Here is a 25,790-nt window from a genome sequence, read left to right as displayed (position 1 = left end):
GTAAATATCATGACCGTAGAAAATATCAACAAAGCCGCGATCATCGCGGACAACGCCCGTGGTCAAAAAGACACCGGCTCGCCAGAAGTGCAAGTTGCACTGCTGACCGCACGCATCAACGAACTGAACGGCCACTTCAAGGCCCACAGCAAGGATCACCACTCCCGTCGTGGTCTGATTATGATGGTTAACCGTCGTAAGAGCCTGCTGTCGTACCTGAAGGGCAAAGACGCAACCCGTTATCGCGATCTGATCGCTAAACTGGGCCTGCGTAAGTAATATTTGCGTCATCCGGCTTAATCGAAATGCCTGCGCCAGTTTGTCTGTCGCGGGCATTTTGTCATTTTCGCGGGTGAAAACTTGCTAGGCGGAACTTGGTCTTAGCAGTGCAGCATGGAATTCCTGTTTTTTTAGCAAGTGTAGCAAAGACGGCAGGTATGCCGTCTGTGGTGAGGTGAACGACAGCCCCTGAAAATCTGTCGGCAAATAGAAAGGGATTACCCATGTTTAACAAAGTTACGAAAACCTTCCAGTACGGCCAACACACCGTGACCCTGGAAACCGGCGAAATCGCTCGCCAGGCATCCGGCGCGGTGATGGTGTCGATCGAAGACACCGTCGTGCTGGCAACGGTTGTGGCACGCAAAGATGCCAAGCCAGGTCAGGATTTCTTCCCGCTGACCGTCGATTACGTCGAAAAAACCTACGCTGCCGGTAAAATCCCGGGCGGTTTCTTCAAGCGCGAAGGCCGTCCTTCGGAAAAAGAAACGTTGACCTCCCGTCTGATCGACCGTCCTATCCGTCCGCTGTTCCCTGAAGGCTACCTGAATGAAGTGCAAGTCATCATTCACGTGCTGTCGGTCAATCCTGAGATCGACCCGGACATCGCCGCCATGATCGGCGCATCGGCCGCCCTGTGCGTGTCGGGCGTGCCATTCAACGGCCCGGTCGGCGCCGCGCGCGTCGGCTACGCCAACGGCCAGTACATCCTGAACCCGACCGTCGAACAGCTGAAGACCTCGCAGATGGACCTGGTTGTCGCCGGTACCGAAACGGCCGTGCTGATGGTCGAATCGGAAGCCCAGCAGCTGTCCGAAGAAATCATGCTCGGCGCCGTCGTCTTCGGCCACACCGAAATGAAAGCGGTCATCGACGCGATCCACGAGCTGGTGCGCGACGGCGGCAAGCCGGAAGTCGAATGGGTTCCGCCAGCGAAAAACGAAGCCCTGATCGGCCGCGTGACGCATTTCGCCGCAAGCAAGATTAACGAAGCCTACCAGACCAAAGACAAGCAAGAGCGCACCGCCAAGCTCAAGGCCGCCACCAGCGAAGTGCTGGCCGACCTGTCCGCTGAAGCGGCCGCCGCCGGCGCCGCGCCGATCGATTCGGCCGAAGTGAACAACATCCTGTTCGACATCGAAGCGAAAATCGTCCGCACCCAGATCCTGGACGGCGAGCCACGCATCGACGGCCGCGACACCCGCACCGTGCGTCCGATCTCGATCCGCACCTCGGTGCTGCCGCGCACCCACGGCTCGGCCTTGTTCACCCGCGGTGAAACGCAGGCGCTGGTCGTTGCCACCCTGGGCACCGCCCGCGACAGCCAGAAGATCGACGCGCTGATGGGCGAGTTCACCGACTCGTTCATGCTGCACTACAACATGCCACCGTTCGCCACCGGCGAAACCGGCCGCGTCGGTACGCCGAAGCGCCGCGAAATCGGCCACGGCCGTCTGGCCAAGCGCGCGCTGATCGCCGCGCTGCCTGCACCGGAAGAGTTCAGCTACTCCGTGCGCCTGGTGTCGGAAATCACCGAATCGAACGGTTCGTCGTCGATGGCTTCGGTCTGCGGCGGCTGCCTGGCGCTGATGGACGCCGGCGTTCCGATGAAAGAGCACGTCGCCGGTATCGCGATGGGCTTGATCAAGGAAGGCGGCAAGTTCGCCGTGCTGTCGGACATCCTGGGCGATGAAGATCACCTGGGCGACATGGACTTCAAGGTCGCCGGTACCCGCAACGGTATCACCGCGCTGCAGATGGACATCAAGATCATGGGCATCACCAAGGAAATCATGCAAGTGGCACTGGCGCAAGCCAAGGAAGGCCGCGAGCACATCCTGGGCGAAATGCAAAAAGCCATGCCGCACGTGAAAACGGAACTGTCCGATTTCGCGCCGCGCCTGATCACCATCAAGATCAATCCTGAGAAGATCCGTGACGTCATCGGCAAGGGCGGCGCCGTCATCCGCGCGCTGACCGAAGAGACCGGCACGCAGATCGACATCAGCGACGAGGGCGTGGTCACCATCGCCTCCGTCGACGCCGCCGCCGGCCAGGAAGCCAAGCGTCGCATCGAAGAGCTGACCGCCTCGGTCGAAGTGGGCAAGACCTACGACGGCGTGGTGTTGAAGCTGCTGGACTTCGGCGCGATCGTCCAGGTCATGCCAGGTAAAGATGGTCTGCTGCACATCTCGCAAATCGCCAACGAGCGCGTCAACGCCGTTGCCGATTACCTGAAAGAAGGCCAGGCAGTGCGCGTCAAGGTTCTGGAAACCGACGACCGCGGCCGCCTGAAGCTGTCGATGAAAGCAGCCGCTGAAGAAGCGGCCGCCGCGGCGACGTAATTCCACGGATTAGTCCGCTAAAACCGCGCCCTGTGCTTGCACACGGCGCGGTTTTTTTTCGTCTTGAACTTTTGATCATGGCGCAGGTCCAACTCCAGGTGTGCGGTTGGAGGAGGTGGCATGAGCACGCTTTACGACGAAGATGTTATCGCTTGGGCCGATCAGCAGGCGGGGTTGCTGCGCTCGGGGCAGTGGGGGCGACTGGATATCGACAACATCGCCGCGGAGATCGAGGATGTGGGCAAGAGCGAAAAACGCGCGTTTTGCCATCGCATGGCGGTGCTGGTCGAGCATCTGATCAAGTGCCGCTATCAGCCGGACCGATGTGGCTCCAGCTGGATTAGAACGATCCGTGAGCAACGGGCGCAGGTGCGGAAATTACTGCGCCACACCCCCAGTCTACGCAAACTGATGACGGATCCGGACTTTGCGGAAGACGTCTGGCGCGACGCGGTGATTCTCGCCGTCAAGGAGGCCGCATTGGACGATTTGCCGGAGTTTAGCCCGTGGACACTGGACGAGGCATTGCAGGAGGATTAGCAATGGGTACGCTGTATGACGATGATGTGGTTGCCTGGGCTGAGCAGCAGGCCGCACTGATACGCACGCGCCAGTGGTCGCTGGTTGACGTCGACAACATCGCCGAGGAGATCGAGGATGTGGGCAAGAGCGACAAGCGCGCGTTGCGTAACCATATGGTGGTCTTGCTGGCGCATTTGTTGAAATGGGCCTATCAACCCGTCCGGCGCGGAGGAAGTTGGACTCGAACGATCGGCATGCAACGCTCAGCCATCGAAGATGCGCTTGAAGATAGTCCAAGCCTTCGAGGGTTGCTCGAGAACCCCGCCTGGCTGGCAACGACTTACCAGCGCGCTGTCCGGGGTGCTGAAAATGAAGCTGGGCTAAAGAATCTGCCCGCTAGGCTACCTTGGAAGCTCGGCGAGGTGATGGACTTTGACTTCGTTCCGCCGCCAGCGGCGTCGACCGCTGAATCGGGCCACAAGGGGCGATCATGAGTATCCGCTACGAAGACGACGTTGCCGCCTGGGCTGAGCGACAGGTGGCGCTGCTGCGGGCGCACCGCTGGGACCTGCTCGACGTCGAGGGTATCGCCGAGGAGATCGAGGATATGAACATCAGCCACCGGCATCAACTGGCCCATCGCATGACAAAGCTATTGGGACATTTGCTCAAGTGGCGGTATCAGCCGGCCCGACGCGGCGCCAGCTGGGAATGCACCATCCGCAATCAGCGCGACCGGATTGCCAAGCTACTTCATCGCATGCCAAGCCTCAGGCGCTTGTTTGGTAGCGAAGAGTGGCTGGTCGATGTGTGGGAGGACGCGCTTGAACTTGCCGTCCACGAGGCGCATCTGGAAATCGCCGATTTACCGGCTGCGATGCCCTGGAGCGTTGAGCAGGTGTTGTCGCAAGATTATCTGCCCGAGACGAACTAATGGCTGACTGATCGGCAGTTTGAAAATGAGCAATTGATATGAGGACAACGTCATCGCATGGGCTGAGCAGCAAGCCTCGCTTCTTCGCGCTATGGTGCGAGTTGGCCGCCATAAGCCTGCGAACGCCTGGCCGGATCGCCGAATGCTTCATTTTGGAATCAGCCAGCCACTGTCGGTTCGCTCGCGGTTCCGGTATCATTCGGCATGAATAAGATTTCTTCCCATCCTTTTGTCATTGGTGTCGCCGGCGGAAGCGGCAGTGGCAAGTCAACAGTATCCCAGCAAGTGCTCGCGTCGTTCGGCGCCGAGATGGTCTCGGTTGTCATGCAGGACGACTACTACTGCGACCAATCCCATCTCACACCAGAAGTCCGCCGCCAGCAGAACTATGACCATCCCCAGGCCTTCGACTGGCCTTTGCTGGTGCAGCACGTCAAAGCCTTGCGTAATGGCGAAGCGATCGAGATGCCCGAGTATGACTTCACGCAGGACAATCGCTCCAACCGGACCATTCCAGTCAAACCGGCCCCGGTCATCGTTGTCGAGGGCCTGTTCGCCTTGTATGACGCGGACTTGCGCAAAATGATGTCGCTGAAGATTTTTGTCGACACCGCCTCCGACGTGCGCTTCATCCGCCGCCTGCAAAGGGATATCAACGAACGCGGCCGCTCGGTCGAAAGCGTCGTCGGCCAGTATCTGGAGACTGTGCGCCCAATGCACAAGCAATTCATCGAGCCAACCAAACGTCACGCCGATGTCATTATTCCGCATGGCGCAAACGGTCCCGCCATCGATGTGATCACCACCAAGGTGGCCAGCGTCATCGGCCAGCTGAAGCGGTCCTGAGTCGAACAGAGCAGCAAGCCTCGCTTCTTCGCGCCGGTCGATGTTCCCAACTGGATATCGACAACATCGGCGCCCGAACAGCGGCGCGTCACGAATTACTTGCCGTCGTATGTCACACGGAAAATGCGTCCGCCGAAGTCATCAGATACCAGCATCGAGCCGTCGGCCAGGGTGACCACATCGACCGGGCGCGCCACGACTTGCTCTCCGCGCAAGAAGCCATCAATGAACGCCGTATCGCTGACAACCTTGCTGTCATATAAGGTAATCAAGCGCACGCTGTAACCGCTTTTGGTGGTGCGGTTCCACGAGCCGTGCTCGGCGATATAAACGCTGTTGCGGTAGGCCTCCGGGAATTGCTTGCCAGTGTAGAACGTCAAGCCCAGCGGCGCCACGTGCGGCCCCAGCTTGGCGACCGGCTCGATAAATTCCTCGCAGCTGCGGCCCTTGGCGAAAGCCGGGTCCGGCACCACGCCGCCGTGGCAGTACGGGAAGCCGAAATGCAGGCCGGCCTTGGGCGCGATGTTGAGCTCGCATGATGGCGTGTTGTCGCCCATTTCGTCGCGGCCGTTATCGGTGAACCACAGCGCCTTGGTCGTGGGATGGAAAGCGAAGCCGACCGTATTGCGGATGCCGCGCGCATACTCCTCCAGCCCGCTGCCGTCGGCGTTCATGCGGTAGATCTTGGCGTGCTTGGTGTCGTCGGTATCGCAAATGTTGCAGGGCGCGCCCACTGGAATATACAACTTGCCATCCGGACCGGCCTTGATGACCTTTTCGCCATGCCATTTGTCGTTCGGCAGATCGACCTTGACCACTTCGTACGACGGCTTTTGCGCGTAGCGCTTGTCGATATTGTCGAAGCGGATCACACGGCTGATCTCGCCGACGTACAGCGCGCCGTTGAGCAGGGTGACGCCGATCGGATTTTCAAGCCCGGAGGCGATCGTGACCACCTCTGCGCTCTGCTTGTCACCGCGCGGCACCAGTGCATACACCTTGCCGGCCTTGCGCGAGCCGACATAAACGATGCCGCTGTCGGACACGGCCATGCTGCGCGCCGCGTCGACCTGGCTGGCGTAGACGCTGATGCTGAAACCTTTGGGCAGCTTGAAGCCGCTCAGGTCGATGCCGTCGGGAGCGGGGGCGGCCTTGGCGGCAGCCAAAGTGGTCGCGGCGGCTGCAAGGATCGGTTTATTGGCGCCGGCGGCGATATAGTCTGCCAACAGCGCGATCTGCGGCGCACTCAGCGCGGGCGACCAGGCCGGCATATTCTTTTCCGGAACGCCCTTGCTGATCACCTTGATCAGGTTGGCTTTGGTCGGCTCGCCGTGCAGCCAGGTGTGCTTGCCCAGGGTCGGACCGATGCCGCCCTCCATCTTGACGCCATGGCAGGAGGCGCAATTGGCCTGATATAGTTTTTCAGCGGCCACAGACGGTGCTGCGGCGTTAGAAGCGAAAGAGGTGAAGGCCAGAGTGATAGCGGCGGCGGGAAATGCGATCTTTTTCATAGTTATCCCAGGGTCAACGAAGCCGTATTGTGCCATTTAATTGCGTGTTGAACGTCATCGGAGTCATCAATCCTGCCCTGACAATGGCAACGCTATCGTCGGCGCTTAAGCTTAGTTAGCATCAAACCGTTCGGGTGAATTCCGCACTATCGTCGAATGAATCGTTTGTAAATCCTCGTCAGGTGGGGTATTTTTATTATGATTCGTTCCTTCGCGAGTAGGGACACGGAAAAGCTGTTTACGAGCAGAACTGTGCTGCGCCTGCGCCACATCGAGAAGGTGGCGCGACGAAAACTGTTGATGATTGACGCCGCGACGACCTTGAACGAGCTAGGCTCCGTACCTGGTAATCGACTTGAAACTCTAGGCGGCAGGCGGCTTGGCCAACACAGCATTCGGATCAACGATCAGTGGCGTATTTGCTTTCGATGGCGTAATGGCGATGTCTACGATCTTGAGATCGTCGACTATCATTAGGAGCAGGTAATGGATACCAGAGCAGAGGAAATTCACCCTGGCGAAATTTTAAGCGAGGAGTTTATGCGACCTCTCGGTCTGACAGAGATAGCGTTGGCATCGGAGCTGGACATGCCCGTTGCCCAACTCAACGCTCTAATCTCCGGGACAAGTCCTGTCACCGAGCGCGTGGCTAATAGTCTGGCCACGTATTTCAAAGTATCCGCCCGATTTTGGTTGAATCTTCAGGCCGATTACGACGCCCGGGTCGCAAAAGACTCGCTACAGCTGGATTAGCGCAATTTCAGCGTCGGGCCACGCGCCGGCGCGGCGTCCAACTTGAACACGCTGACCAACTGCGCCAGATGACCAGACTGGCCTTGCAAGGCATCGGCCGCAGCGGCCGCCTGTTCCACCAGCGCCGCGTTTTGCTGCGTCACCCCGTCCATCTCGACGATGGCCTGGTTGATCTGCTCGATGCCGGCTTCCTGCTCGCCGCTGGCGGTGGCGATCTGTCCCATGATGTCGCTCACGCGTTGCACGCTGGCGACGATTTCGGTCATCGTGTCGCCGGCCTGTCCCACCAGCTTGGCGCCGTCGTCGATCTTGCCGACCGAGTCGCCGATCAGCTGCTTGATGTCCTTGGCGGCGCTGGCCGAACGCTGCGCCAGGTTGCGCACTTCCGACGCCACCACCGCAAAGCCACGGCCTTGCTCGCCGGCGCGCGCCGCTTCCACTGCCGCGTTCAGCGCCAGAATGTTGGTCTGGAAAGCGATGCCGTCGATCACGCCGATGATGTCGACGATGCGGCGCGACGAGGCGCTGATCGAATCCATCGTTGTTACGACCTCGGCCACCACGCCGCCGCCGCGCACCGCCACCGAGGCGGCGCTGGCCGCCAGCTGGTTGGCCTGGCGCGCGTAGTCGGTGTTTTGCTTGACGGTCGAGGTCAGCTCTTCCATCGACGAGGCGGTCTCCTCCAGCGAGCCGGCCTGCTGCTCGGTGCGGGTCGACAAGTCCATATTGCCGCTGGCGATCTCGTTCGACGCGGTGGCGACGGCGTCGGTGGTATTGCGCACTTCGCCGACAATGGCGGCCAGCCGGTCGCGCATCGCGGCAATGCTGAACAGCAGGCTGGAGCGGTCATTGGCGCGCAGCGCCACATCCACCGTCAAATCGCCGGCGGCGATGCGGTCGGTGATGCTGGCAGCGTAATCGGGCTCGCCGCCGAGCTGGGTCAGCAGCGAGCGCGTGATCAGCCAGCCCAGCAGCAGCGCCACGGCGATCGAGGCCACTGACAGGGTCAGAATGGTGATGACGGCCGCTTCGCTGCGCCGCTGTATGCCGTTGCCGATCTCATCGATGGAGGCTTTCTGGCGCTCGGCGAGCGCCTCGATGCTGCCCACGTAGGCATCGCCCGAGGGCACGAATTTTTGCGCGATGATGGCGTTGGCCTGCTCGATGTCGCCCTGCGCCTTGGCGTCGAACGCCGCCTTGCGGTGGCCTTGGTAGATCGCGCGGTTTTCCAGCGCTTTGGCGAACAACTCTTTGGCGCGCGCATCGATCAGCAGCTTGCCGATTTGCTCCTGCGCGCCGCCCACCCGCTGGGACGCGCGGGCGATGCCGTCTTCGAAGAACTTTTGCGTCTCCGGGTCGCTGGTCTTGGCGGCGGCCTGCGCGCGCTGCACGTTCGCTTCGATGATACCTTTCCATTCCGTGACCAGGCGCTCGGTCTGGAGCTGTTGCTCGAGCAGGTTGGTGGTGTCGGCGGCGATGCTGCGGATGGTCAGTTCACTGGCCACGGAGATCGTCAGCAACAGCAATAAGGCGGCGCCGAAGCCCACCGCCAGCCGCTTGCCGACCTTCATCTTGGAAAAAATCATTTGTGCTTCCTTACATTAAAGCAGGTCCTTGCGACCAATTTACAACAGGTTCAACATTTTATTATTGACAACACCTGTTTCTCAGACGTAATTTTACACGTTATTTGTGCGGGACGTACCTACGTAGTTTCACGTGCGCTTGCGTAGCAGCGTGGTGGAGGCAGGAGGGAGGGGAAATGGCGGAAGGCAGTAGGAGTCGAACTTACAGGAGAGCGTCTGACGCCCCCCACCGGGTTTGAAGCCCGGCCCCATCACCGGATGAGATTGCCTTCCGTGGTGCGTTATCGGCGCTGTCGTCGTTATTGCGCGCTGAACGACCAAGCCGCGTTGGGCCTGATCAGGTGGACGTTGCCGACGCGCCGAGTATAGCCGACACGATCGAAGAACTCCAAGATTTGAATCGCGCGCTTGCGTCCCAGCCCGGTGGCGTCGCGGAACGACGAGGCTTGCACTTCAGGCAAGGTCGCCACCAACTCCGCCAGCTCGGCCAGCGGTGCCGGATGGTAGAACAGATCCGGCACCAGCTGGCTGATTTCCCCGGTCTTCGACAGTTTAAGCAGCAGACGCCGCACCTCGGCCTCCGGTAACCCGTGCTGGCGCTCCAGATCGCGCACCCATGGCGGATCGAAGCGGCCCGCGTGCAAGGACACCAGCAGCGGTTGGACCAGCGTTTGTTCGGCCTCGCTCAGTTCCACGCTGTGGCTGGGCAGATGCAGGCTGCGGCCGCGCTGCCTGATTTGCCCGGCGCCGGTCAGCGCCTCGACCAGGCGGCTCCACAGCCGGTCCTCCATCTCCGGCGCGACGATGCGCTTGAGGCGCCATAGCTCCGGTCCCGCCTCGTCGGGCGCACGCGCGTGGAATTCGGACAGGCCGGCGAGGATGCGCGCCTCGAGCGCCGTCACTTCGGCCGCCGCGATCAGCAGCGCGTCGCCGCCGGACAGCGCCACTTCGACGGTTCCCGGCGGCGCCACGATCTCGCTCGCCGGCAGTTGCGACAGCCGCACCAGCATCGACATGCGCAGACCGAGGGGGCTGCGCGCCAGCAGGGCGCCGATGCCGCCGGCGCTGCGGTCTTGATCGTGATCCCGATCCCGATCCCGATCCCGATCCCGATCCCGATCCCGATCGTGATTGCGATCGATGAAATCGGCCAGCGCCTGCAGCCAGTCCAGCCGCGCTGCGCTGCGCCGCTTGCGCGCCGGTCCGAAGGGATCGAGCACCACGCCGCCGCCGATGGTGGCGGTGGCCTGGGCGTTGCGGACCACGAAGCGGTCGCCCGGCACCGCGTGCACCGGCGCGTCGAGCACCAGCTGCGCGCGGCCTGTGCCGCCCGGCGCCAGCGTCTCGCCGTCCAGCGGCACGATGTTGGCCACATGGTGCGCCGCGCCCAAATGCAGATGCAGCGGCGACCATGGCTTCAGGGTGACGCCGCTATCCGGCGTCAACGTCAGTTCGACGTCGATGCGCTCGGAGCACGCCGCGAGGTCCGGCGCGACGATCCAGCTGCCCCGCGCTATCTCGTCCTTCGATACGCCGCTCAGGTTGAGCGCCAGGCGCTGGCCGGCGCGGCCGATGTCGGCGGCGCGGTTTTGCGCGTGGATGCTGCGCACCCGCATCTGCCGCTCGCCCGGCGCCAGTTGCAGCGTGTCGCCCACGCGCACGCTGCCCGCCAGCGCGGTGCCGGTGACGATGGTGCCCTGGCCGGACAAGGTGAACACGCGGTCGACGCCGAGGCGGAACAGGCGGCGTTCATCGCCGGCCGGCAGCGCCGTCGCCAGCGTCGCCAGATGCGCCAGCAGCGCCTTCACGCCGGCGTCGCCTGCGCTGGTGGCGTTGGTGCGGAAGATTTGCGCACCAGCGAAATCGGTGTTCGCCAGCAGCGCCTCGATGTCGGCTTCAACGCGCGCCAGTTGCTGCGCGTCGGCGCGATCGATCTTGGTCAATGCCACCGCGCCCCGCCGCACGCCAAGCAACCGCAAAATGGCCAGATGCTCCAGCGTCTGCGGCATGATGCCGTCGTCGGCGGCGATCACCAGCAGCGCGGCGTCGATGCCGGTGACGCCGGCCGCCATCGTGCGGATGAATTTTTCGTGACCGGGGACGTCGATGACGCCGAGGATGTCGCCATTGGCCAGCGGCGCGTAGGCGTATCCCAGCTCAATGGAAATGCCGCGCGCCTTTTCTTCCTTCAGGCGGTCGGTGTCGACGCCCGTCAGCGCGCGCGTGAGCGTGGTTTTCCCATGGTCGATGTGACCTGCCGTGCCGACGATCATGCGGGCGTGTGCCTCAACAGAGGCAGTTGTTCTGTAAAGCGCTGCTGCTGGTGGTGGTCCAGGCAGCGCAGGTCGAGCCACAACGCGTCCTGCGAGACGCGGCCGATCACCGGCAGCGGCAGCGCGCGCAGGCGCTGTTCGAGCACGCCCAGCGCGTTGCCGGTGCGGACCGTCGGCGCGGCGCGCACCACCAAGCCGTGGCTGTGCAGCTGGTCGACGGGCAGGGCGCCGCTGCCGATCTGGCTCATCATCGCTTCCGCGCTCACCGTGTAGCCCGCGCCCAGCGCGTCCTGCAACAGCGGCAGAATGGACTGCGCCTGTTCGCGCATGGCGGCGGCGGGACGCGTCAGCAGCTTCAGGGTGGTCAGGCGCTCCGGCAGCAGGTCCGGCGCGCGGTACAAGGCCAGCACCGGCTCCAGCGCGGCCAACGTCAGTTTGCCGACGCGCAGCGCGCGCTTGAGCGGATTCTTTTTGATCTGCGCGATCAGGTCCGCGCGGCCGACGATGATGCCGCACTGCGGACCGCCCAGCAGCTTGTCGCCGCTGAACGTCACCAGGTCGGCGCCGCCGGCGATGGTTTCGCGCACCGTGGTCTCGTGCGGCAGGCCGTATTGTTCGAGATCCACCAGGGTGCCGCTGCCCAGGTCCACGGCGGTCGGGATATTGTGCTTGCGCGCCAGTGGCGCCAGTTCCGGCAGTTCCACGCTTTTGGTGAAGCCGGTGATCGCGTAGTTACTGCAATGGACCTTCATCATCAGCGCGGTCTGCGGGCCGGCCGCTTCGGCGTAGTCCTTCAGGTGCGTGCGGTTGGTGCTGCCCACTTCGCGCAGCACCGCGCCGGCGCGCGTCATGATGTCGGGGATGCGGAAGGCGCCGCCGATTTCCACCAGCTCGCCGCGCGAGACGATCACCTCGCGGCCCTGCGCCAGGGTGTTCAGCATCAGCAGGACGGCGGCGGCGTTGTTGTTGACGATGGTCGCCGCTTCGGCGCCGGTCAGTTCCAGCAGCAGTTCCTCGACCAGGTTGTCGCGGTCGCCGCGCTTGCCGGTGTCGATGTCCCATTCCAGGTTCATCGGCCAGCGCAGCGCCTCGGCCACGGCCTGCACGGCGCTGTCGGGCAGCAGCGCGCGTCCCAGATTGGTGTGCAGGACGGTGCCGGTCAGGTTGAAGACTGGACGCAGCGGCGAGCGGTTGGACTCGCGCAGGCGCGCCGCGAGCATCGTCAACAGCATGGGAATGGAGGTGTCGGTGGTGGCCGGCGCGTGGCCGGAACCATCGCGCGCCGCCAGCAGCAGGCCGCGCAACTCGGCCAGCAGCGCGCGCGCCGCCTCCGTCGTTTGCGCGCGGCCGTATTCGGCGACCAGCGCCTCGCAGCCGGCATCCGACAGGATCAGATGCACGGCCGGCAGGTGGATCGCGCCGGCAGGCTTCACCGGATTGGCGGGGCCGTTCATGCGGCGTTGAACCACAGCAGCGGGTTGCCGCTGGCGCGGGCGTAGCCGGCCTCGCCGACCAGCAGATCCAGGGTCAGGCTGGCCAGATCGTCGGCCAGCGGTTCGACGTTGAAGTCGTGCTCCTGGTTGAAGATCTTGCGGTAGGTTTTGCAGTCCTCGCAGGTCTCGGCACGCGCCACCTTGCTTGGGTCGTTGGCCTTGTTGATCGGCGCGGAGTCGCTCGCCACCACGTCTGCCTTGTCCTCGGCCGTCTCCAGGCTTTGGTAGGCGATCTTGGAGGTGTGCTCGCAACATGAGCACTTGACCCGCACCATGTGCCATTCGCTGGCGCAGGCGCTGCAATGCAGGTAGCGATAGCCTTGCGACTGCCCGCCGATGCGGATCACGCTGGCCACGGGGTGCGAGCCGCACACGGGGCACAAGGTGTTGGTCACCAGCGGCTGCACCGCCGGCGAGTCGAGCTGGCTGGCGCGCATCGCCCACACCACCTGCAGCGCGGCGGCGACAAACGGTGCGTGCAGCGGATCGACGCCTTCGGTCACTTCGGCCAGCACGGCGTCGGCGCAGCCTTCCAGTTGGGCGGCATCGAGCTCGCGCAGCTGCGCCAGCACGCCGGCCATCTGCGGCTGCTCTTTCGCCAGCGGTTGGAGTTGGTCGAGGAGGGCGGCGAATACGGCGCGCCACGAGGCGGGACGGGCGCCGCTGACCGGCAGCGGCGGCATATTGTGATCGAGCGACAGTGCTATCTCCGCAGCGTCGGGCAGGGCGAAAGTTTCGGCCGGCAGCGACGCCGCGACGGCGGCCTGCGCGTCGACCAGCGCCGCCATCAGTTGCAGGTAGCCTTGCATCGATTCGGCGACGGGAATTCCGGTGATTTCATTGTTTGCCAGCTGGCGCAGACGGGCGGCGCGCGCGGTGAACAGACTGCGTGCTTGCGGCAGCAGCAGGCGCGGTATGGCATTGTGATCGAGCGATTCGATTTCGCCCGGTTCAAGCAGACGTTGTACCAAAAGATGTCTCCCAGTTTGCCGGCGGCGCTTTTGATCTCGGCCGCCGGCTTGGGAACTATTTTAATCCCAAATTGATAAATCAATCGCGCGGCTTGTTTGTGCTCCGCGCGACTTCCTCGAACCAGCGCGGATGGTGCTTGCGCGCCCACCCGTAGGTGACCGTGCCGCGCACCATCGCGCCGATGGAACCCTTGATCCAGAAGCCTGCGTAGATGTGAACCACTATTGAGCAAATGATCACAAAAGCGCAGAACGCATGCAGCAACGCGGCAAAGCGCACCACGTCGATCGGGAAGTAGAACGCGAAGTACGCGCGCCAGATCACGATACCCGACAACAGCAGGCCAAGCATGCAAAGGATCAGCACATAGAACAGCACTTTCTGGCCGGCGTTGTAGCGGCCGACCGGAGGCAGCTTTTCTTCGCGGTTGCTCACCACGTCGCCGGCCTGCTTGAGCCACTGCGTGTCGCCTTTTTCAAAGCGGTTGTGGTGCCAGAAGCGCACCACCAGCAGCGCGAACGAGGCGAACATCAGTATCCCGAAGAAGGGATGCAGGATGCGCGTCCATTGGCCGCCGCCGAGGAACACCGCCATCCACGCCGTCGCCGGATGGAACATGGCCAGGCCGGACACCGTCAGCACGATAAAGCAGATGGCGGTGACCCAGTGGTTGCTGCGTTCATTCGGCGTGTAGCGCTCGATCAGCGGATTGCCGTCCTTGTCGCGCAACGGTTTGTTTTCAGGTGTGCTCATTTCTGTTCTCCCTGATCCGGTTGGCCTCATGCAAAGCCTCGGCTTCCTCGTCCCTGCTGACCTCATTCGGACCGACGCGCGAATAGTGGAACCATCCCGCCAGCGCCGTCGCGGCGATGCCGGCCAGCGCGAGGGGCTTGGTCAAGCCCTTCCACAAACCGACCATCGGGCTGATGCTCGGATTCTGCTTCAGCCCATGGTACAACGGCGCCTTGTCGGCGTGGTGCAGCACGTACATCACGTGCGTGCCGCCGACACCGGCCGGATCATACAGGCCGGCGTTGGCGTAACCGCGCGACTTCAGGTCCTCGATGCGATCGGCCGCATGCACCTTCATGTCTTCCTTGGTACCGAAGACGATGGCGCCGGTCGGGCAGGTCTTGACGCAGGCCGGCTCCTGGCCGACGGCCACGCGGTCCGAGCACAAAGTGCACTTGTAGGCGCGGTCGTCCTTCTTGGAGATGCGGGGCACATCGAACGGGCACCCGGCGACGCAGTAGCCGCAGCCGATGCAGTTCTCCTGATGGAAATCCACAATGCCGTTGGTGTACTGGACGATGGCGCCCGGGGCCGGACAGGCCTTCAGGCAGCCCGGGTCCTCGCAGTGCATACAGCCGTCCTTGCGGATCAGCCATTCGAGGTTGCCGTCGTTACTCTCATACTCCGAGAAGCGCATCACGGTCCAGGATTGCGGCGTCAGGTCGAGCGGGTTGTCGTACACGCCGGTGGTTTCGCCGACGTCGTCGCGCAAGTCGTTCCATTCCATGCAGGCGGTCTGGCATGCCTTGCAGCCGATGCACTTCGAGACGTCGATCAGCTTGGCCACGGTGCCCGTGGCAGGCGTGCGCGCCACCGGCGTCTGCACCGTGGTGGCCGACATTCGTTTGATATCAAGTGATTGTAAAGCCATGTTTTATTCTCCTCGGGCCGTCATGCTTTTTCCACTTTCACCAGGAACGACTTGAATTCCGGTGTCTGTGAATTGCCGTCTCCAACCGTCGGCGTCAGGGTGTTAATCAGGTAGCCCGGTTTGGTGACTCCCTTGAACCCGAAGTGAATCGGCAGCCCGACCTGGTGGGTCTTTTTGCCGTCGATGGTCAATGCCTTGATACGCTTGGTCACCACGGCCTTCGCCACGATGTGTCCGCGCTTGGAACTGACTTTGACACGGTCGCCGTGCGTCACGCCGATCTCCTTGCCGAGGTCTTCGCCGATTTCGACGAATTGCTCCGGCTGGATGATCGCGTTCAGTCGCGCGTGCTTGGTCCAGTAGTGGAAGTGCTCCGTCAGACGGTAGCTGGTCGCCACGTGTGGATACTCGTTCGCCTTGCCCAGCTTCGCCCTGTCGCCCGGGAACATGCGGCCGGCCGGATTGCTGGTGGCGCGCGGGTTATTCGGATGCATCGGGTTGTGGCCGATCGGCGTCTCGAATGGCTCGTAGTGCTCGGGGAACGGACCTTCGGCCATGGCGTCGCGCGAGTAGAAGCGCGCCACACCCTCGGCCAGCATGATGAAGGGACCCATGCCGTTTTCCGGCGGTTCGTCGGCCTTGAAGTCCGGTACGTCCGCGCCGGCCCAATTGGTGCCATTCCAGCCGATCAGCTTACGGGTCGGATCGAACGGTTTGCCCTTGGTGTCGCACGAGGCGCGGTTGTACAGCACGCGGCGGTTGGCCGGCCAGGCCCAGGCCCAGTTCAGCGTGTTGCCGATGCCGGTCGGGTCGCTGTTGTCGCGGCGTCCCATCTGGTTGCCGGCGGCGGTCCAGGAACCGGCGAAGATCCAGCATCCGCAGGCGGTGCTGCCGTCGTCGCGCAGTTGCGCGAAGCCGGCCAGCTGCTCGTTCTTCTTCAGGATGACTTTCGTCGGGTCCTTCGGATCGGTGAGTTCCTTGAGCGCCTTGCCGTTGAACTCCATCGCGATTTCCTCCGGCTGCGGGCTCAGAGGCTGGGCGTAGTTCCACGTCAGGTTGACGATCGGGTCGGGGAATTTGCCGCCGTCGGTCTGGTACATCTTCCTGATGCGCATGAAGATGCCGGACATGATCTCCAGATCGCTCTTGGTCTGGCCGGGGCCTTCGGCGCCTTGCCAGTGCCACTGCAGCACCCGCGAGGAGCTCACCAGCGAGCCGCGTTCCTCGGCGAAGCAGGTGGTCGGCAGGCGGAACACCTCGGTCATGATCTTGGTCGGATCGACCTGGTGGAACTCGCCGAACGGACGCCAGAATTCCGCCGTTTCCACGGCCAGGGGATCCATCACCACCAGGTACTTCAGCTTCGACAGCGACTCCGTGATCTTCTGCTTGTCCGGCGCCGACGCCAGGATGTTGAAGCCCTGGCAGATGTAGCCGTTCATTTTCCCCTGATGCATAAGCTCGAAGGCCTGCATCATGTCGTACGGCTTGTCGAGCTTCGGCAGGTAGTCGAACGCGTAGTTGTTTTCCTCGGTGGCGGCGTCGCCCCACCAGGCCTTCATGAAGGAGACCAGGAACTTCTTGGCGTTGCTGTAGTAGCTAAGCTGGTTCGGACGCAAAGGCTTGAGCGCCCGCTTGGCCGTATAGGCTTCCCAATCCTGTTCCGCCTCGCCGGGCAGGGTCAGGTAACCGGGCAGCATATTGGTCAGCAGACCCAGGTCGGTCAGGCCCTGGATGTTGGAGTGGCCGCGCAGCGCGTTCATGCCGCCGCCGGCGATACCGATATTCCCCAGCAGGAGCTGCACCATCGCGCCGGTGCGCAGGGTTTGCGCGCCGGTCGAGTGCTGGGTCCAGCCCAGGGCGTACAGGATGGTCGCGGCGCGTCCGGGGACTGCCGTCGACGCCAGCATCTCGGCGACCTTGTGGAATTTCTCCGGCGGCACGCCGCAGGCTTTCTCCACCATCTCCGGGGTGTAGCGCGAGTAGTGCTTCTTCATCAGCTGGTACACGCAGCGCGGATGCTCGAGCGTCGGATCGATCTTGGCGTAGCCGTCGTCGCCCATCTCGTAGTTCCAGCTGCTCTTGTCCGCGTACTTGCCGGTCGCCTCGTCGTAGCCCGAATACAGGCCGTCGGTGAAGGAGAAGTCCTCGCGGACGATGAACGGCATGTCCGTGTAATTGCGGACGTACTCGTGCTGGATTTTGTCGTTCGTGAGCAGGTAATTAATGACCGCGCCCAGGAATACGATGTCCGAGCCGGTGCGGGTAGGGACGTAATAGTCGGCTACCGAGGCGGTTCGGGTAAAGCGCGGATCGACCACGACCAGCTTGGCGCCGCGATGCGCCTTCGCTTCCGTGACCCATTTGAATCCGCAAGGGTGTGCTTCAGCGGCGTTTCCGCCCATGACCAGGATGACATCCGCGTTCTTGATGTCTACCCAGTGATTCGTCATCGCACCACGTCCAAATGTCGAGGCAAGACCTGCCACCGTCGGACCGTGTCATACACGTGCTTGATTGTCGAATGCCAGCATGCCCAGACTGCGCATGGTTTTATGGGTTAAGTAGCCTACTTCGTTGGAGCCGGCCGACGCGCACAGCATGCCGGTCGTGGTCCATCGGTTGACGGTTTTGCCGTCGGCGCTCTTCTCGATGAAGTTGGCGTCGCGGTCTGCCTTCATCAACTTGGCGATGCGCGTGAGCGCGTCATCCCAGGCGATCGGGCTCCATTCCGTCGCACCCGGGGCGCGGTATTCCGGCACCATCAAGCGATTCGGCGAGTGGATAAAGTCGATCAGGCTTGCGCCTTTTGGACACAGCGTGCCGCGGTTGACCGGGTGGTCGGCATCGCCTTCGATGTGGATGATTTTGGCGGTGGCGTTTTTGGCGCCGTCGCCCAAACCGTACATCAGGATTCCGCAGCCTACGGAGCAGTAGGGGCAGGTGTTGCGGGTTTCGGTGCTGCGCGCCAGCTTGTACTGCCGGACTTCGGCCAGGGCCGTTGCCGGCGCAAAGCCGAGGAGCGCGATGCTCGAACCCGCGATGGTTGCGCCAGTCACCCGAAGGAACTGTCGCCTGGACATCTGGTTCATGGAAAGCCTCTCAGTTGGAACAAAGACTTTCCGAGTGTAGCACCGGAAAAACATTTATGTTCGCACTGACACGGGTCAAATGTTGGGTTAACGCCAGTGCCGCACTTTTGATATAGCTCAAAGAATAATGTTTTAACGGCTTGTTGAAGGAAGATGATTAATTTGCTACGACATGCGTCGGATCGCGCCGTGCCGGCGTATCCGACTCACGTGTCAATAAGCTAACGCGGCTCAAGCGCCGACAGTCGACGGCAGCAGCGCTTCGATCGCCGCCAGCGACGGCGGCGAGGCGCCGGCCGCCAGGCAGGCTGCCGCGCCGGCGGCCACTGCGAAGCGCAGGTGCTCCAGCGGCACGCGTTCGGCGTGGTGCATCATGCTGTACGCCAGCGCGGCGATGCTGGCGTCACCCGCGCCGACCGAATCGATCACGGTGATGCGCGGCGCCGGCAGCGCCCATTCCTCGCCGCCGATGTGCAGCGAGGCGCCGTCGCCGCCCTTGGTGTACAGATAGGTCGCACCCGGATTCCAGCTGCGTAGCGTGGCGAACGCGGTCTCGATGTCGTCGGTGCGGAACAGGCCCGCCAGATCCTCTTCCGATACCTTGACCACGTCGGCGAGCGCCGTCATGCGGCGCAAGGTGGCGTCATAGCGCTCGTCCATCAGCAGCCGGTAGTTCGGATCGAAGCTGATGCGCACGCCGTCCAGTTTGAGCTGTTCGGCCAGCGCCACCAGCTTGCCGGCCAAAGGCTGGCGCGCCAGGCTGATGCCGCCGAAGTGCACCCATTTGCAGTGCGCGCGCCAGCCTTCCGGCAGCAGCGAGGCGTCGAAGTGCAGGTCGGCGCTGTCGTCGCCGACGAAGAAGTAGGCCGGTGGATCGGTGCGGTGCACGATCGCCAGCAGCGGCGATTTCGTGTAGCGCTGCAGGAAGCGCATGTCGAGGTTGGCCGCGACGCTGGCGCCGTGCAGCGCGTCGCCGAAGACGTCGATGCTGATGGCGCCGGCGAACGCGGTCGGCACCTCCAGCTTCGCCATCGTGCGCGCCACGTTCCAGGTCGAACCGCCGACCTGGCTAAGCCAGCGCTGTGGATTCGGCTGGTCGCCGTCCTGCACGATCATGTCGGTCAGCGCTTCGCCCGCCGCGACAAACAAAGGAAAAGTCGCCATCTCAATCCTTCTTCAATACGTTCAGCACTTCGTAGCAGGCGCCCATGGTGTGGTAATCCACTTTGCCGGCCGGGCTTTTCTCGTCCGTCAGCTTGCTGTTGTCGGCGCCGAGGATGCGGTACCACGCGCCGTATTGGTGATCGACGAAATGCTCCCAGCTATAGGCCCAGATCTTGTCGTACCAGGTCCAGTAGCTTGCCTCGCCGGTGCGGGCTCCCAGCAGGGCGGCGGTGGCCAGGCTCTCGGCCTGCACCCAGAAGTATTTGAGATCGTCGCAGATGCTGTCGTCCGGCCCGAAGCCGTAGTAAATGCCGCCGTGCTGCGCGTCCCACGCCTTGTCCATCGCCGCGTTGAATAGCTCCACGGCGCGCGGCAGCAGCCAGTCCTTGCCGCCTTCCAGCTGGTCGCCGTGACGTTCCAGCAGCAGCAGCAGCTTGGCCCATTCGGTCAGGTGGCCCGGCTGGTAACCCCACGGACGGAAGATATTACTTTTGTCGTGGCGGTTGTATTCGGTGTCGACCGACCAGTCGGCGTGATAGTGTTCCCAAATCAGATTGTCCGCCAGTGCGGCCTGGCGTTGCGTGATGTTGCGTGCCAGCGTTTCGGCGCGCAGCAGGAAGGCGCGCTCGCCGGTCGCTTCGAAGGCTGCGATCAGCGCCTCGCAGGCGTGCATGTTGGCGTTTTGGCCGCGATAGGCGTCCAAGATCGACCAGTCGGCGCTGGCCTCGTCGGCGTACAGGCCGTATTTGGCGTCCCAGAAGCGTTGTTCCATCAACGCGAAGGTTTCGTCGATCCATGCGCGGGCTTCGGTTTCGCCGGCCATCAACGCGTGGCTGTAGGCGAGCAGCACGAAGGCCAGGCCGTAACAGTGGTTGGTGCCGTCGGTGACGCGGCCTTCGCCGTTGTTCCAGTCCAGCTGCCACGCATAGCCGCCGGTTGCCGGGTTGCGGTGGGCGGCGCGCAGGAAGGCCAGGCCGTGGCGCAGGCGCTGCTGGTCTGCCGCCTCGCCGAACTGGCGCCACGCCATCGCGTGCGTGAAAATGAAGCGCGTGCTGCTGACCAGATGGCGCGTGTGGCTATCGTAGACGGTGCCGTCATCCTTGTAGAAGTGATAGAAGCCGCCGCTCGAGTCCACGCAACGGCTGTCGTAGAACTGGCGGGTATGGCGGATGTGGTTCAGCAGCGTTGCGCGGGATCGAAAATCTGGTACCATCATTGGGTCCGTTGTTGGTTCGTTGTTGGTTGATAGGCAGGGCGCTTTTTACGGCTGCCCGGTGTTATATTTTCAGGCGCGCGCAGGCCCCGCATCGGCGCGGCGCCAATGCCGATTGTTGCGCGATCTTCCTCGATCTGGCTGGATTCAGGCGGCGGCCACGCTGCCTCCTTTGCCCTGCGGCTTCTGCACCCGCCAGCCGTCGAACACCGTGCTGGCCCGTACCACCAGTTCCACCGGTGCGATTTTCTCGACCGGCTCGTTATGCGGGCCATTCAACAGCATCTCAACACCCAGCGCGCCGAGCGCCTTCTTATCGATGCGCAGCGTCGTCAAGGGGCGATGTCCCAGCACGGCGGTCGAAATATCGTCGAAACCGACGATGGCGATATCGTGCGGGACCTTCAATCCCCTGGCCAGGCAGCAGCGCATCGCCACCAGCGCGGCGCTGTCGTTGTAGCAGAATACGGCGTCGGGCGGATGGGGCAGGGCGAGCAACTGCTCCATCGCCTCCCATGCGCCGGTTTCCAGGTCGACGCCGTCCGGCAGGCCCGCATCCAGGCGCGGGTCCGCCAGGATGCCCTCTTCGAACAGCGCCTGGCGGTAGCCGCGTGCCCGTTCGCGAATACTGTAATGCGACAGCGGACCTGAGATGAAGCCGACCCGCGTGCGACCGGTGTCGATCAGGTGTTTGGTCGCCAGGTAGCCACCCATCATATTGTCCGGGTTGACCGAGCTGTAACCGCGCAGCTTCATGTCGATCAGCACCAGCTGCTTGCCGGTCGAGCGCAGGGCGCTCAGTGTTTCGGGCTCGAAGAAGCCGGCGCAGACGATACCGTCCGGCGCATGCATGCGTATCTGGTCGATCAATCCATCGGCCGGGCCGACCGCCATGAACGACAGCACAATGCCCTGCTTGCGGCAGGCTTCCTCGGCGCCGTGCAGCACCGGCGAGTAGAAAGGGCTGCTCGAGGCGGTGTTGTGCTGGCGGTGCAGCAGGAACGTCAGGCGGCGCAAGCGCTTCGGGCGCAGTTTGCAAAAGTCGTAACCGAGGTTGCGCGCCGCCTCCAGCACCATCTGGCGCGTGGCCTCGGTCAATCCCGGTTCGTTTTTCAGTGCGCGTGAAATGGTCCCCGCCGACACGCCGGCCACGCGTGCGATATCGCGTATCGTCACTCCGGTGGTCGCCGCGCTATTTGTGGAATCGCCCATCTCAGTCTCCAAATCTCTCATGAACCGGCTCGCGGCGGTGCCGTCGGCGGGTTTCTGGTATGGATGCAGTCTTGCATAATCGTCCAGCCACGGTCAAACGACACGTCGACTTTCCCGAAAAGTTTAGCGCAATTTACTAAACACGCGGTTTTTAGCCGTACGCTGCAGCGCAACACGCCGTATCGCCTGGCATCGCGTGTTTAGTGAAGGCGGCTAAACTGCGCCCCAAATGCGCTTGCTATTTGACCCTTGGCCGTTGCCGATGCAGAATCTTTTCATTAATATAAAAACCATCCAAGAGGAGACAGCTGATGGAGCACGTTGCACCGGCGACTTTGAGTACCCACGACCCTGCGCGTCAGGGAGGGAGCAACACCTTCCCGATGATGATCATCACGCTGCTGTTCTTTATGTGGGGTTTGATAACCTCGCTGAACGATGTCCTGATTCCCCACCTTAAATCGATTTATACGCTGACGTACGTGCAGGCGATGCTGGTGCAGTTCTGCTTCTTCGGCGCTTACTTCATCGTCTCGCTCCCCGCCGGTATGTTGATCAAGCGCCTGGGCTACCAGCGCGGCGCGGTCGCCGGTTTGGTGGTGGCCGCCATCGGCTGCGCCATGTTCTATCCCGCCTCGATGGGCGGCTACGCGCTGTTCCTCCTGGCCTTGTTCGTCCTCGCCGGCGGCATCACCATCCTGCAGGTCTCCGCCAATCCCTACGTTGCGGCGCTGGGCGCGCCGGCCACCGCGTCGAGCCGCCTGACGTTGACGCAGGCGTTTAATTCGCTCGGCACCGCGATCGCTCCGGCGCTGGGTGGTTTCCTGATCCTGTCCGAAGGCGTTCCCGCCGTCGCCAACATCGTCAAGACCAAGGCCGAGGAAGCCGCCACAGTGCAGGGACCATACCTGGTGCTGGCTGCCACCTTGCTGGCCATCGCCATCCTGTTCGCGCTGGTGCGCCTGCCGAAGATCGTCGATGCCGAGGAAGCCGGCGCCTACACGCTGGATAAGAAAGTGACATCGCACCGCCACCTGGTGCTGGGCGCGATCGGCATCTTCCTGTACGTCGGCGGAGAGGTCAGCATCGGCAGCTTCCTGATCAACTTCCTGGGCGAGTCCAACATCGCCGGCATGTCGCACGGCGCGGCCGCCAATTACGTGAGCTTCTACTGGCTTGGCGCCATGATCGGCCGTTTCATCGGTTTCGGCGTGATGCGCTACGTTAGCCCGGGCAAGGCGCTGGCGTTCAACTCCGCCGCCTCCATCGTGCTGCTGCTGACGGCGATCTTCTCGCACGGCGCGCTTGCCATGTGGGCCGTTATCGCGGTCGGCCTGTTCAATTCCATCATGTTCCCGACCATCTTCAGCATGGCGCTGTACAAGCTCGGTCCCCTGACCAGCCAGGGTTCGGGCATCCTGTGCATGGCCATCGTCGGGGGCGCGCTGGTGCCGTTCGCGCAAGGCCTGCTGGCCGACACCATCGGCCTGCAGCTGTCGTTCTTCGTGCCGGCGGCCTGCTATACCTTTATCCTCTACTACGGCCTGAAATATGCCGGTATGTATTCCAGCCGTTGATTTTTGATTTCGCCTTCTATAATAAAGAGAGACAGCCATGAATTCCGAACTCAATCTGCGTCCGCTGGCCATCGCGCTGGCGGTGGCCGCAACGCTTGCCGCCGCCACCATCGTCACCGTGGCGACCGCGCTGCCGTCCTACGCCGCCGGACAAGAGGCCAACGGGCCTGCCGAACCGGCATCCAAGCCCTGGCTGGACAAGTCGCTGGGTGCCGACAAGCGCGCCAGGCTGGCGCTGGAGGCCATGACCCAGCAGGAAAAACTGAACTGGGTGCTGGGTTACTTCGGCGCCGACTTCGTCCCCAACAAGACCAAGAAGCATCCGGCCGCGCTGCCTTTCTCGGCCGGCTACATTCCGGGAGTCCCGCGTTTGGGCCTGCCGGCGCTGTTCGAGACCGACGCCGGTCTGGGCGTGGCCACGCAACTGAGCAAAAACCCGCGCGAGCGCACCTCGCTGCCTTCCGGTCTGGCCACCACCGCCACCTGGAACCGCGACCTGGCCTACCAGGGCGGCGCCATGATCGGCCGCGAGGCGCGCGCCTCCGGCTTCAACGTGATGCTGGCCGGCGGCGTGAACCTGCTGCGCGAGCCGCGCAACGGCCGTAACTTCGAATACGCCGGCGAAGACCCGCTGCTGGCCGGCACCATGGTGGCGCAGCAGATCAAGGGCATCCAGTCGAACAACTTGATCGCGACGATGAAGCACTTCGCCGTCAACAACCAGGAGACCGGCCGCTTCGTGCTCGACGCCCGCCTGGACGACGCCAGCAACCGCATGTCCGATCTGCTGGCGTTCCAGTTCGTGCTCGAACAGTCCAATCCCGGCTCGGTCATGTGCTCGTACAATCGCCTGAACGGCGTCTACGCCTGCGAAAACGACTACCTGCTCAACCAGGTGCTGAAGAAGGACTGGGGCTTCAAGGGCTATGTGATGTCCGACTGGGGCGCCGTCCACAGCACCGTGGAATCGGCCAACAGCGGCCTGGATCAACACTCCGGCTGGGAGTTCGACAAGTCGGCCTACTTCGGCGGCGCGCTGGAGGAGGCGGTTGAAAACGGCCACGTGCCGCAGGCGCGCCTGGACAACATGGCGTACCGCATCCTGTGGGCGATGTTCGACAAGGGCGTGGTCGATAATCCAGTCAAGGAAGGCGGCGCCATCGATTTCGACGCGCACAAGCAGGTGAGCCAGGCCGACGCGGAAGAGGGCATCGTGCTGCTGAAGAACACCAGCAGCGTGCTGCCGCTCAAGGCCGGCGCCAAAAAGATCGTCGTTATCGGCGCCCACTCGGATGTCGGCGTGCTGGCTGGCGGCGGCTCGTCGCTGGTGTATCCGGTCGGCGGCAATCCGGTGCCGGGCATCGAACCGACCATCTGGCCCGGTCCCGTGGTGTACCACCCGTCGTCGCCGCTGAAGGCGATCAAGGCCCGCGCCGGCGGCGCCAAGGTGGTCTACAACGACGGCAAGGATGCCGCCGCGGCGGCTAAGGAAGCGGCCGACGCCGATGTCGTCATCGTCTTCGCGCAGCAGTGGGTGGGCGAGGCGCTCGATGCCGTGTCGCTGTCGCTGCCGGACAACCAGGATGCGCTGATCGCCGCCGTCGCCAAGGCCAATCCGAAAACCGTGGTGGTGCTGGAGACCTCCGGTCCGGTGCTGATGCCGTGGGTCGACCAGACCGCCGCCGTGGTGCAGGCCTGGTACGCCGGCAGCGGCGGTGGCGAGGCGATCGCCCGCGTGCTGTACGGCGAGGTCAATCCGTCCGGCCACCTGCCGACCACCTTCCCGGTCTCGGAAAGCCAGCTGCCGCGTCCAAAGCTCGATGGCGATCCGAAGAAGGACCGCGAGCGCTTCACCGTCAATTATCACGAAGGCGCGGCGGTCGGCTACAAGTGGTTCGACGCCAAGGGCCTCAAGCCGCTGTTCCCCTTCGGTCATGGCTTGTCGTACACGCAGTTCTCGTATTCCGGCCTGGCGGCCAGCCAGAAGGACGGCAAGCTGCAACTGAGCTTCAAGGTCACCAACACCGGCGCCGTCAAGGGCAAAGACGTACCGCAGGTGTACGTATCGCCGGTAGGTGTCAAGTGGGAAGCGCCGAAGCGCCTGGCCGGCTGGGACAAGGTCGAACTGGCGCCGGGCGAGAGCAAGGACGTCAGCGTGACGGTCGATCCGCGCCTGCTGGCCATGTATGACGGCAAATCGAAGACCTGGCGTGTCGCCAGCGGCGGCTACAAGGTATTGCTGGCGCATGACGCGGGTGATGCCAAGGCCGCCAGCATCACCGTGCAGCTACCGAAGCAGACTTTGAACGTCGCAGGCAAGCCAACCAAGTAACCTCCATAAAAAGAAAGAACGAG

Annotated in this window: 21 protein-coding genes and 1 tRNA gene; 10 read left to right on the top strand and 12 right to left on the bottom strand. The window is 63.0% G+C overall.

Annotated features, from left to right (window positions below; genetic code table 11):
• Positions 1 to 9 precede the first annotated feature (9 nt).
• From rpsO to udk, 6 genes are all read left to right on the top strand, one after another.
• Positions 10 to 279, top strand: coding sequence for a 30S ribosomal protein S15 (gene rpsO, locus AC0IYS_RS21890; RefSeq protein ID WP_008450438.1), 270 nt, complete (start codon positions 10 to 12; stop codon positions 277 to 279).
• Positions 280 to 503: 224 nt separating this feature from the next.
• Positions 504 to 2,624, top strand: coding sequence for a polyribonucleotide nucleotidyltransferase (gene pnp, locus AC0IYS_RS21885; RefSeq protein WP_471707155.1), 2,121 nt, complete (start codon positions 504 to 506; stop codon positions 2,622 to 2,624).
• 120 nt (positions 2,625 to 2,744) lie between these two features.
• Complete coding sequence (locus AC0IYS_RS21880) at positions 2,745 to 3,164, top strand: DUF29 domain-containing protein (protein ID WP_471707154.1); 420 nt, start codon at positions 2,745 to 2,747, stop codon at positions 3,162 to 3,164.
• A gap of 2 nt (positions 3,165 to 3,166) precedes the next feature.
• A complete protein-coding gene (locus tag AC0IYS_RS21875; RefSeq protein ID WP_471707153.1) occupies positions 3,167 to 3,640 on the top strand; it encodes a DUF29 domain-containing protein in 474 nt (157 codons plus the stop codon).
• Positions 3,637 to 4,080: a DUF29 domain-containing protein gene (locus AC0IYS_RS21870; protein ID WP_471707152.1), complete on the top strand. Its 444-nt coding sequence runs from the start codon at positions 3,637 to 3,639 to the stop codon at positions 4,078 to 4,080. Before AC0IYS_RS21875 ends, AC0IYS_RS21870 begins: the two co-directional genes overlap by 4 nt.
• 204 nt (positions 4,081 to 4,284) lie before the next feature.
• Entirely contained in the window at positions 4,285 to 4,926 is a 642-nt protein-coding gene (gene udk / locus AC0IYS_RS21865; RefSeq protein ID WP_471707151.1) for a uridine kinase, read from the top strand.
• A gap of 95 nt (positions 4,927 to 5,021) precedes the next feature.
• Here the strand turns inward: udk and AC0IYS_RS21860 are convergent, their stop codons facing one another.
• Positions 5,022 to 6,437 carry a c-type cytochrome gene (locus tag AC0IYS_RS21860; protein ID WP_471707150.1) on the bottom strand — a complete coding sequence of 472 codons (1,416 nt, stop codon included), beginning with the start codon at positions 6,435 to 6,437 and terminating at the stop codon, positions 5,022 to 5,024.
• Between the two features lie 252 nt (positions 6,438 to 6,689).
• Here AC0IYS_RS21860 and AC0IYS_RS21855 point away from each other — a divergent pair, with 252 nt between their 5' ends.
• Entirely contained in the window at positions 6,690 to 6,914 is a 225-nt protein-coding gene (locus AC0IYS_RS21855) for a type II toxin-antitoxin system RelE/ParE family toxin (protein WP_471707149.1), read from the top strand.
• Positions 6,915 to 6,923: 9 nt separating this feature from the next.
• Entirely contained in the window at positions 6,924 to 7,190 is a 267-nt protein-coding gene (locus AC0IYS_RS21850; protein WP_471707148.1) for a HigA family addiction module antitoxin, read from the top strand.
• Here AC0IYS_RS21850 and AC0IYS_RS21845 read toward each other — a convergent pair.
• The 11 genes from AC0IYS_RS21845 to AC0IYS_RS21795 form a co-directional block, all read right to left on the bottom strand.
• On the bottom strand, positions 7,187 to 8,776 hold the full coding sequence (locus AC0IYS_RS21845; RefSeq protein WP_471707147.1) for a methyl-accepting chemotaxis protein: 1,590 nt from the start codon (positions 8,774 to 8,776) through the stop codon (positions 7,187 to 7,189). The genes AC0IYS_RS21850 and AC0IYS_RS21845 overlap by 4 nt on opposite strands.
• 177 nt (positions 8,777 to 8,953) lie before the next feature.
• Positions 8,954 to 9,049: transfer RNA gene (locus AC0IYS_RS21840), tRNA-Sec, on the bottom strand.
• 26 nt (positions 9,050 to 9,075) lie between these two features.
• Complete coding sequence (gene selB, locus AC0IYS_RS21835; RefSeq protein ID WP_471707146.1) at positions 9,076 to 11,049, bottom strand: selenocysteine-specific translation elongation factor; 1,974 nt, start codon at positions 11,047 to 11,049, stop codon at positions 9,076 to 9,078.
• The gene (gene selA, locus AC0IYS_RS21830; RefSeq protein WP_471707145.1) at positions 11,046 to 12,503 is read right to left on the bottom strand and encodes an L-seryl-tRNA(Sec) selenium transferase; all 1,458 of its coding nucleotides are present in this window, start codon (positions 12,501 to 12,503) and stop codon (positions 11,046 to 11,048) included. The genes selB and selA overlap by 4 nt, the downstream gene beginning before the upstream one ends.
• Entirely contained in the window at positions 12,500 to 13,513 is a 1,014-nt protein-coding gene (fdhE, locus tag AC0IYS_RS21825; protein WP_471707144.1) for a formate dehydrogenase accessory protein FdhE, read from the bottom strand. Before fdhE ends, selA begins: the two co-directional genes overlap by 4 nt.
• 79 nt (positions 13,514 to 13,592) lie before the next feature.
• Positions 13,593 to 14,267 carry a formate dehydrogenase subunit gamma gene (locus tag AC0IYS_RS21820; RefSeq protein WP_471707143.1) on the bottom strand — a complete coding sequence of 225 codons (675 nt, stop codon included), beginning with the start codon at positions 14,265 to 14,267 and terminating at the stop codon, positions 13,593 to 13,595.
• Positions 14,254 to 15,177, bottom strand: coding sequence for a formate dehydrogenase subunit beta (gene fdxH / locus AC0IYS_RS21815; protein WP_471707142.1), 924 nt, complete (start codon positions 15,175 to 15,177; stop codon positions 14,254 to 14,256). The genes AC0IYS_RS21820 and fdxH overlap by 14 nt, the downstream gene beginning before the upstream one ends.
• Before the next feature lie 20 nt (positions 15,178 to 15,197).
• Positions 15,198 to 18,269, bottom strand: coding sequence for a formate dehydrogenase-N subunit alpha (fdnG, locus tag AC0IYS_RS21810; protein WP_471707141.1), 3,072 nt, complete (start codon positions 18,267 to 18,269; stop codon positions 15,198 to 15,200).
• 231 nt (positions 18,270 to 18,500) lie between these two features.
• Positions 18,501 to 19,433, bottom strand: a complete 933-nt coding sequence (locus AC0IYS_RS21805; protein ID WP_471707140.1) for a carbohydrate kinase family protein — start codon at positions 19,431 to 19,433, stop codon at positions 18,501 to 18,503.
• Position 19,434: 1 nt separating this feature from the next.
• Positions 19,435 to 20,646 (bottom strand): AGE family epimerase/isomerase, encoded by a 1,212-nt coding sequence (locus tag AC0IYS_RS21800; RefSeq protein WP_471708921.1) that lies wholly within the window; start codon positions 20,644 to 20,646, stop codon positions 19,435 to 19,437.
• Between the two features lie 147 nt (positions 20,647 to 20,793).
• On the bottom strand, positions 20,794 to 21,858 hold the full coding sequence (locus AC0IYS_RS21795) for a LacI family DNA-binding transcriptional regulator (RefSeq protein ID WP_471707138.1): 1,065 nt from the start codon (positions 21,856 to 21,858) through the stop codon (positions 20,794 to 20,796).
• A gap of 311 nt (positions 21,859 to 22,169) precedes the next feature.
• Here AC0IYS_RS21795 and AC0IYS_RS21790 point away from each other — a divergent pair, with 311 nt between their 5' ends.
• Both AC0IYS_RS21790 and AC0IYS_RS21785 read left to right on the top strand, forming a co-directional pair.
• The gene (locus tag AC0IYS_RS21790) at positions 22,170 to 23,435 is read left to right on the top strand and encodes a sugar MFS transporter (RefSeq protein ID WP_471707137.1); all 1,266 of its coding nucleotides are present in this window, start codon (positions 22,170 to 22,172) and stop codon (positions 23,433 to 23,435) included.
• Between the two features lie 37 nt (positions 23,436 to 23,472).
• A complete protein-coding gene (locus AC0IYS_RS21785) occupies positions 23,473 to 25,767 on the top strand; it encodes a glycoside hydrolase family 3 C-terminal domain-containing protein (protein ID WP_471707136.1) in 2,295 nt (764 codons plus the stop codon).
• Positions 25,768 to 25,790 lie beyond the last annotated feature (23 nt).

Source organism: Duganella sp. AC237, from assembly GCF_979254035.1.
Note: the sequence above shows the minus strand (reverse complement) of the source record. Positions and strands in the feature narration are given on the sequence as shown.

Bases quoted from the DNA above. Each gene is read 5' to 3' on its own strand.
- AC0IYS_RS21880 (WP_471707154.1), top strand. From the start codon at position 2,745: ATGAGCACGCTTTACGACGAAGATGTTATCGCTTGGGCCGATCAGCAG.
- udk (WP_471707151.1), top strand. From the start codon at position 4,285: ATGAATAAGATTTCTTCCCATCCTTTTGTCATTGGTGTCGCCGGCGGA.
- AC0IYS_RS21870 (WP_471707152.1), top strand. From the start codon at position 3,637: ATGAGTATCCGCTACGAAGACGACGTTGCCGCCTGGGCTGAGCGACAG.
- AC0IYS_RS21805 (WP_471707140.1), bottom strand. From the start codon at position 19,433: ATGGCGACTTTTCCTTTGTTTGTCGCGGCGGGCGAAGCGCTGACCGAC.
- AC0IYS_RS21790 (WP_471707137.1), top strand. From the start codon at position 22,170: ATGGAGCACGTTGCACCGGCGACTTTGAGTACCCACGACCCTGCGCGT.
- AC0IYS_RS21875 (WP_471707153.1), top strand. From the start codon at position 3,167: ATGGGTACGCTGTATGACGATGATGTGGTTGCCTGGGCTGAGCAGCAG.
- AC0IYS_RS21795 (WP_471707138.1), bottom strand. From the start codon at position 21,858: ATGGGCGATTCCACAAATAGCGCGGCGACCACCGGAGTGACGATACGC.
- AC0IYS_RS21850 (WP_471707148.1), top strand. From the start codon at position 6,924: ATGGATACCAGAGCAGAGGAAATTCACCCTGGCGAAATTTTAAGCGAG.
- AC0IYS_RS21800 (WP_471708921.1), bottom strand. From the start codon at position 20,646: ATGGTACCAGATTTTCGATCCCGCGCAACGCTGCTGAACCACATCCGC.
- AC0IYS_RS21860 (WP_471707150.1), bottom strand. From the start codon at position 6,437: ATGAAAAAGATCGCATTTCCCGCCGCCGCTATCACTCTGGCCTTCACC.
- fdxH (WP_471707142.1), bottom strand. From the start codon at position 15,177: ATGGCTTTACAATCACTTGATATCAAACGAATGTCGGCCACCACGGTG.
- selA (WP_471707145.1), bottom strand. From the start codon at position 12,503: ATGAACGGCCCCGCCAATCCGGTGAAGCCTGCCGGCGCGATCCACCTG.
- AC0IYS_RS21820 (WP_471707143.1), bottom strand. From the start codon at position 14,267: ATGAGCACACCTGAAAACAAACCGTTGCGCGACAAGGACGGCAATCCG.
- pnp (WP_471707155.1), top strand. From the start codon at position 504: ATGTTTAACAAAGTTACGAAAACCTTCCAGTACGGCCAACACACCGTG.
- AC0IYS_RS21845 (WP_471707147.1), bottom strand. From the start codon at position 8,776: ATGATTTTTTCCAAGATGAAGGTCGGCAAGCGGCTGGCGGTGGGCTTC.
- rpsO (WP_008450438.1), top strand. From the start codon at position 10: ATGACCGTAGAAAATATCAACAAAGCCGCGATCATCGCGGACAACGCC.
- AC0IYS_RS21785 (WP_471707136.1), top strand. From the start codon at position 23,473: ATGAATTCCGAACTCAATCTGCGTCCGCTGGCCATCGCGCTGGCGGTG.
- selB (WP_471707146.1), bottom strand. From the start codon at position 11,049: ATGATCGTCGGCACGGCAGGTCACATCGACCATGGGAAAACCACGCTC.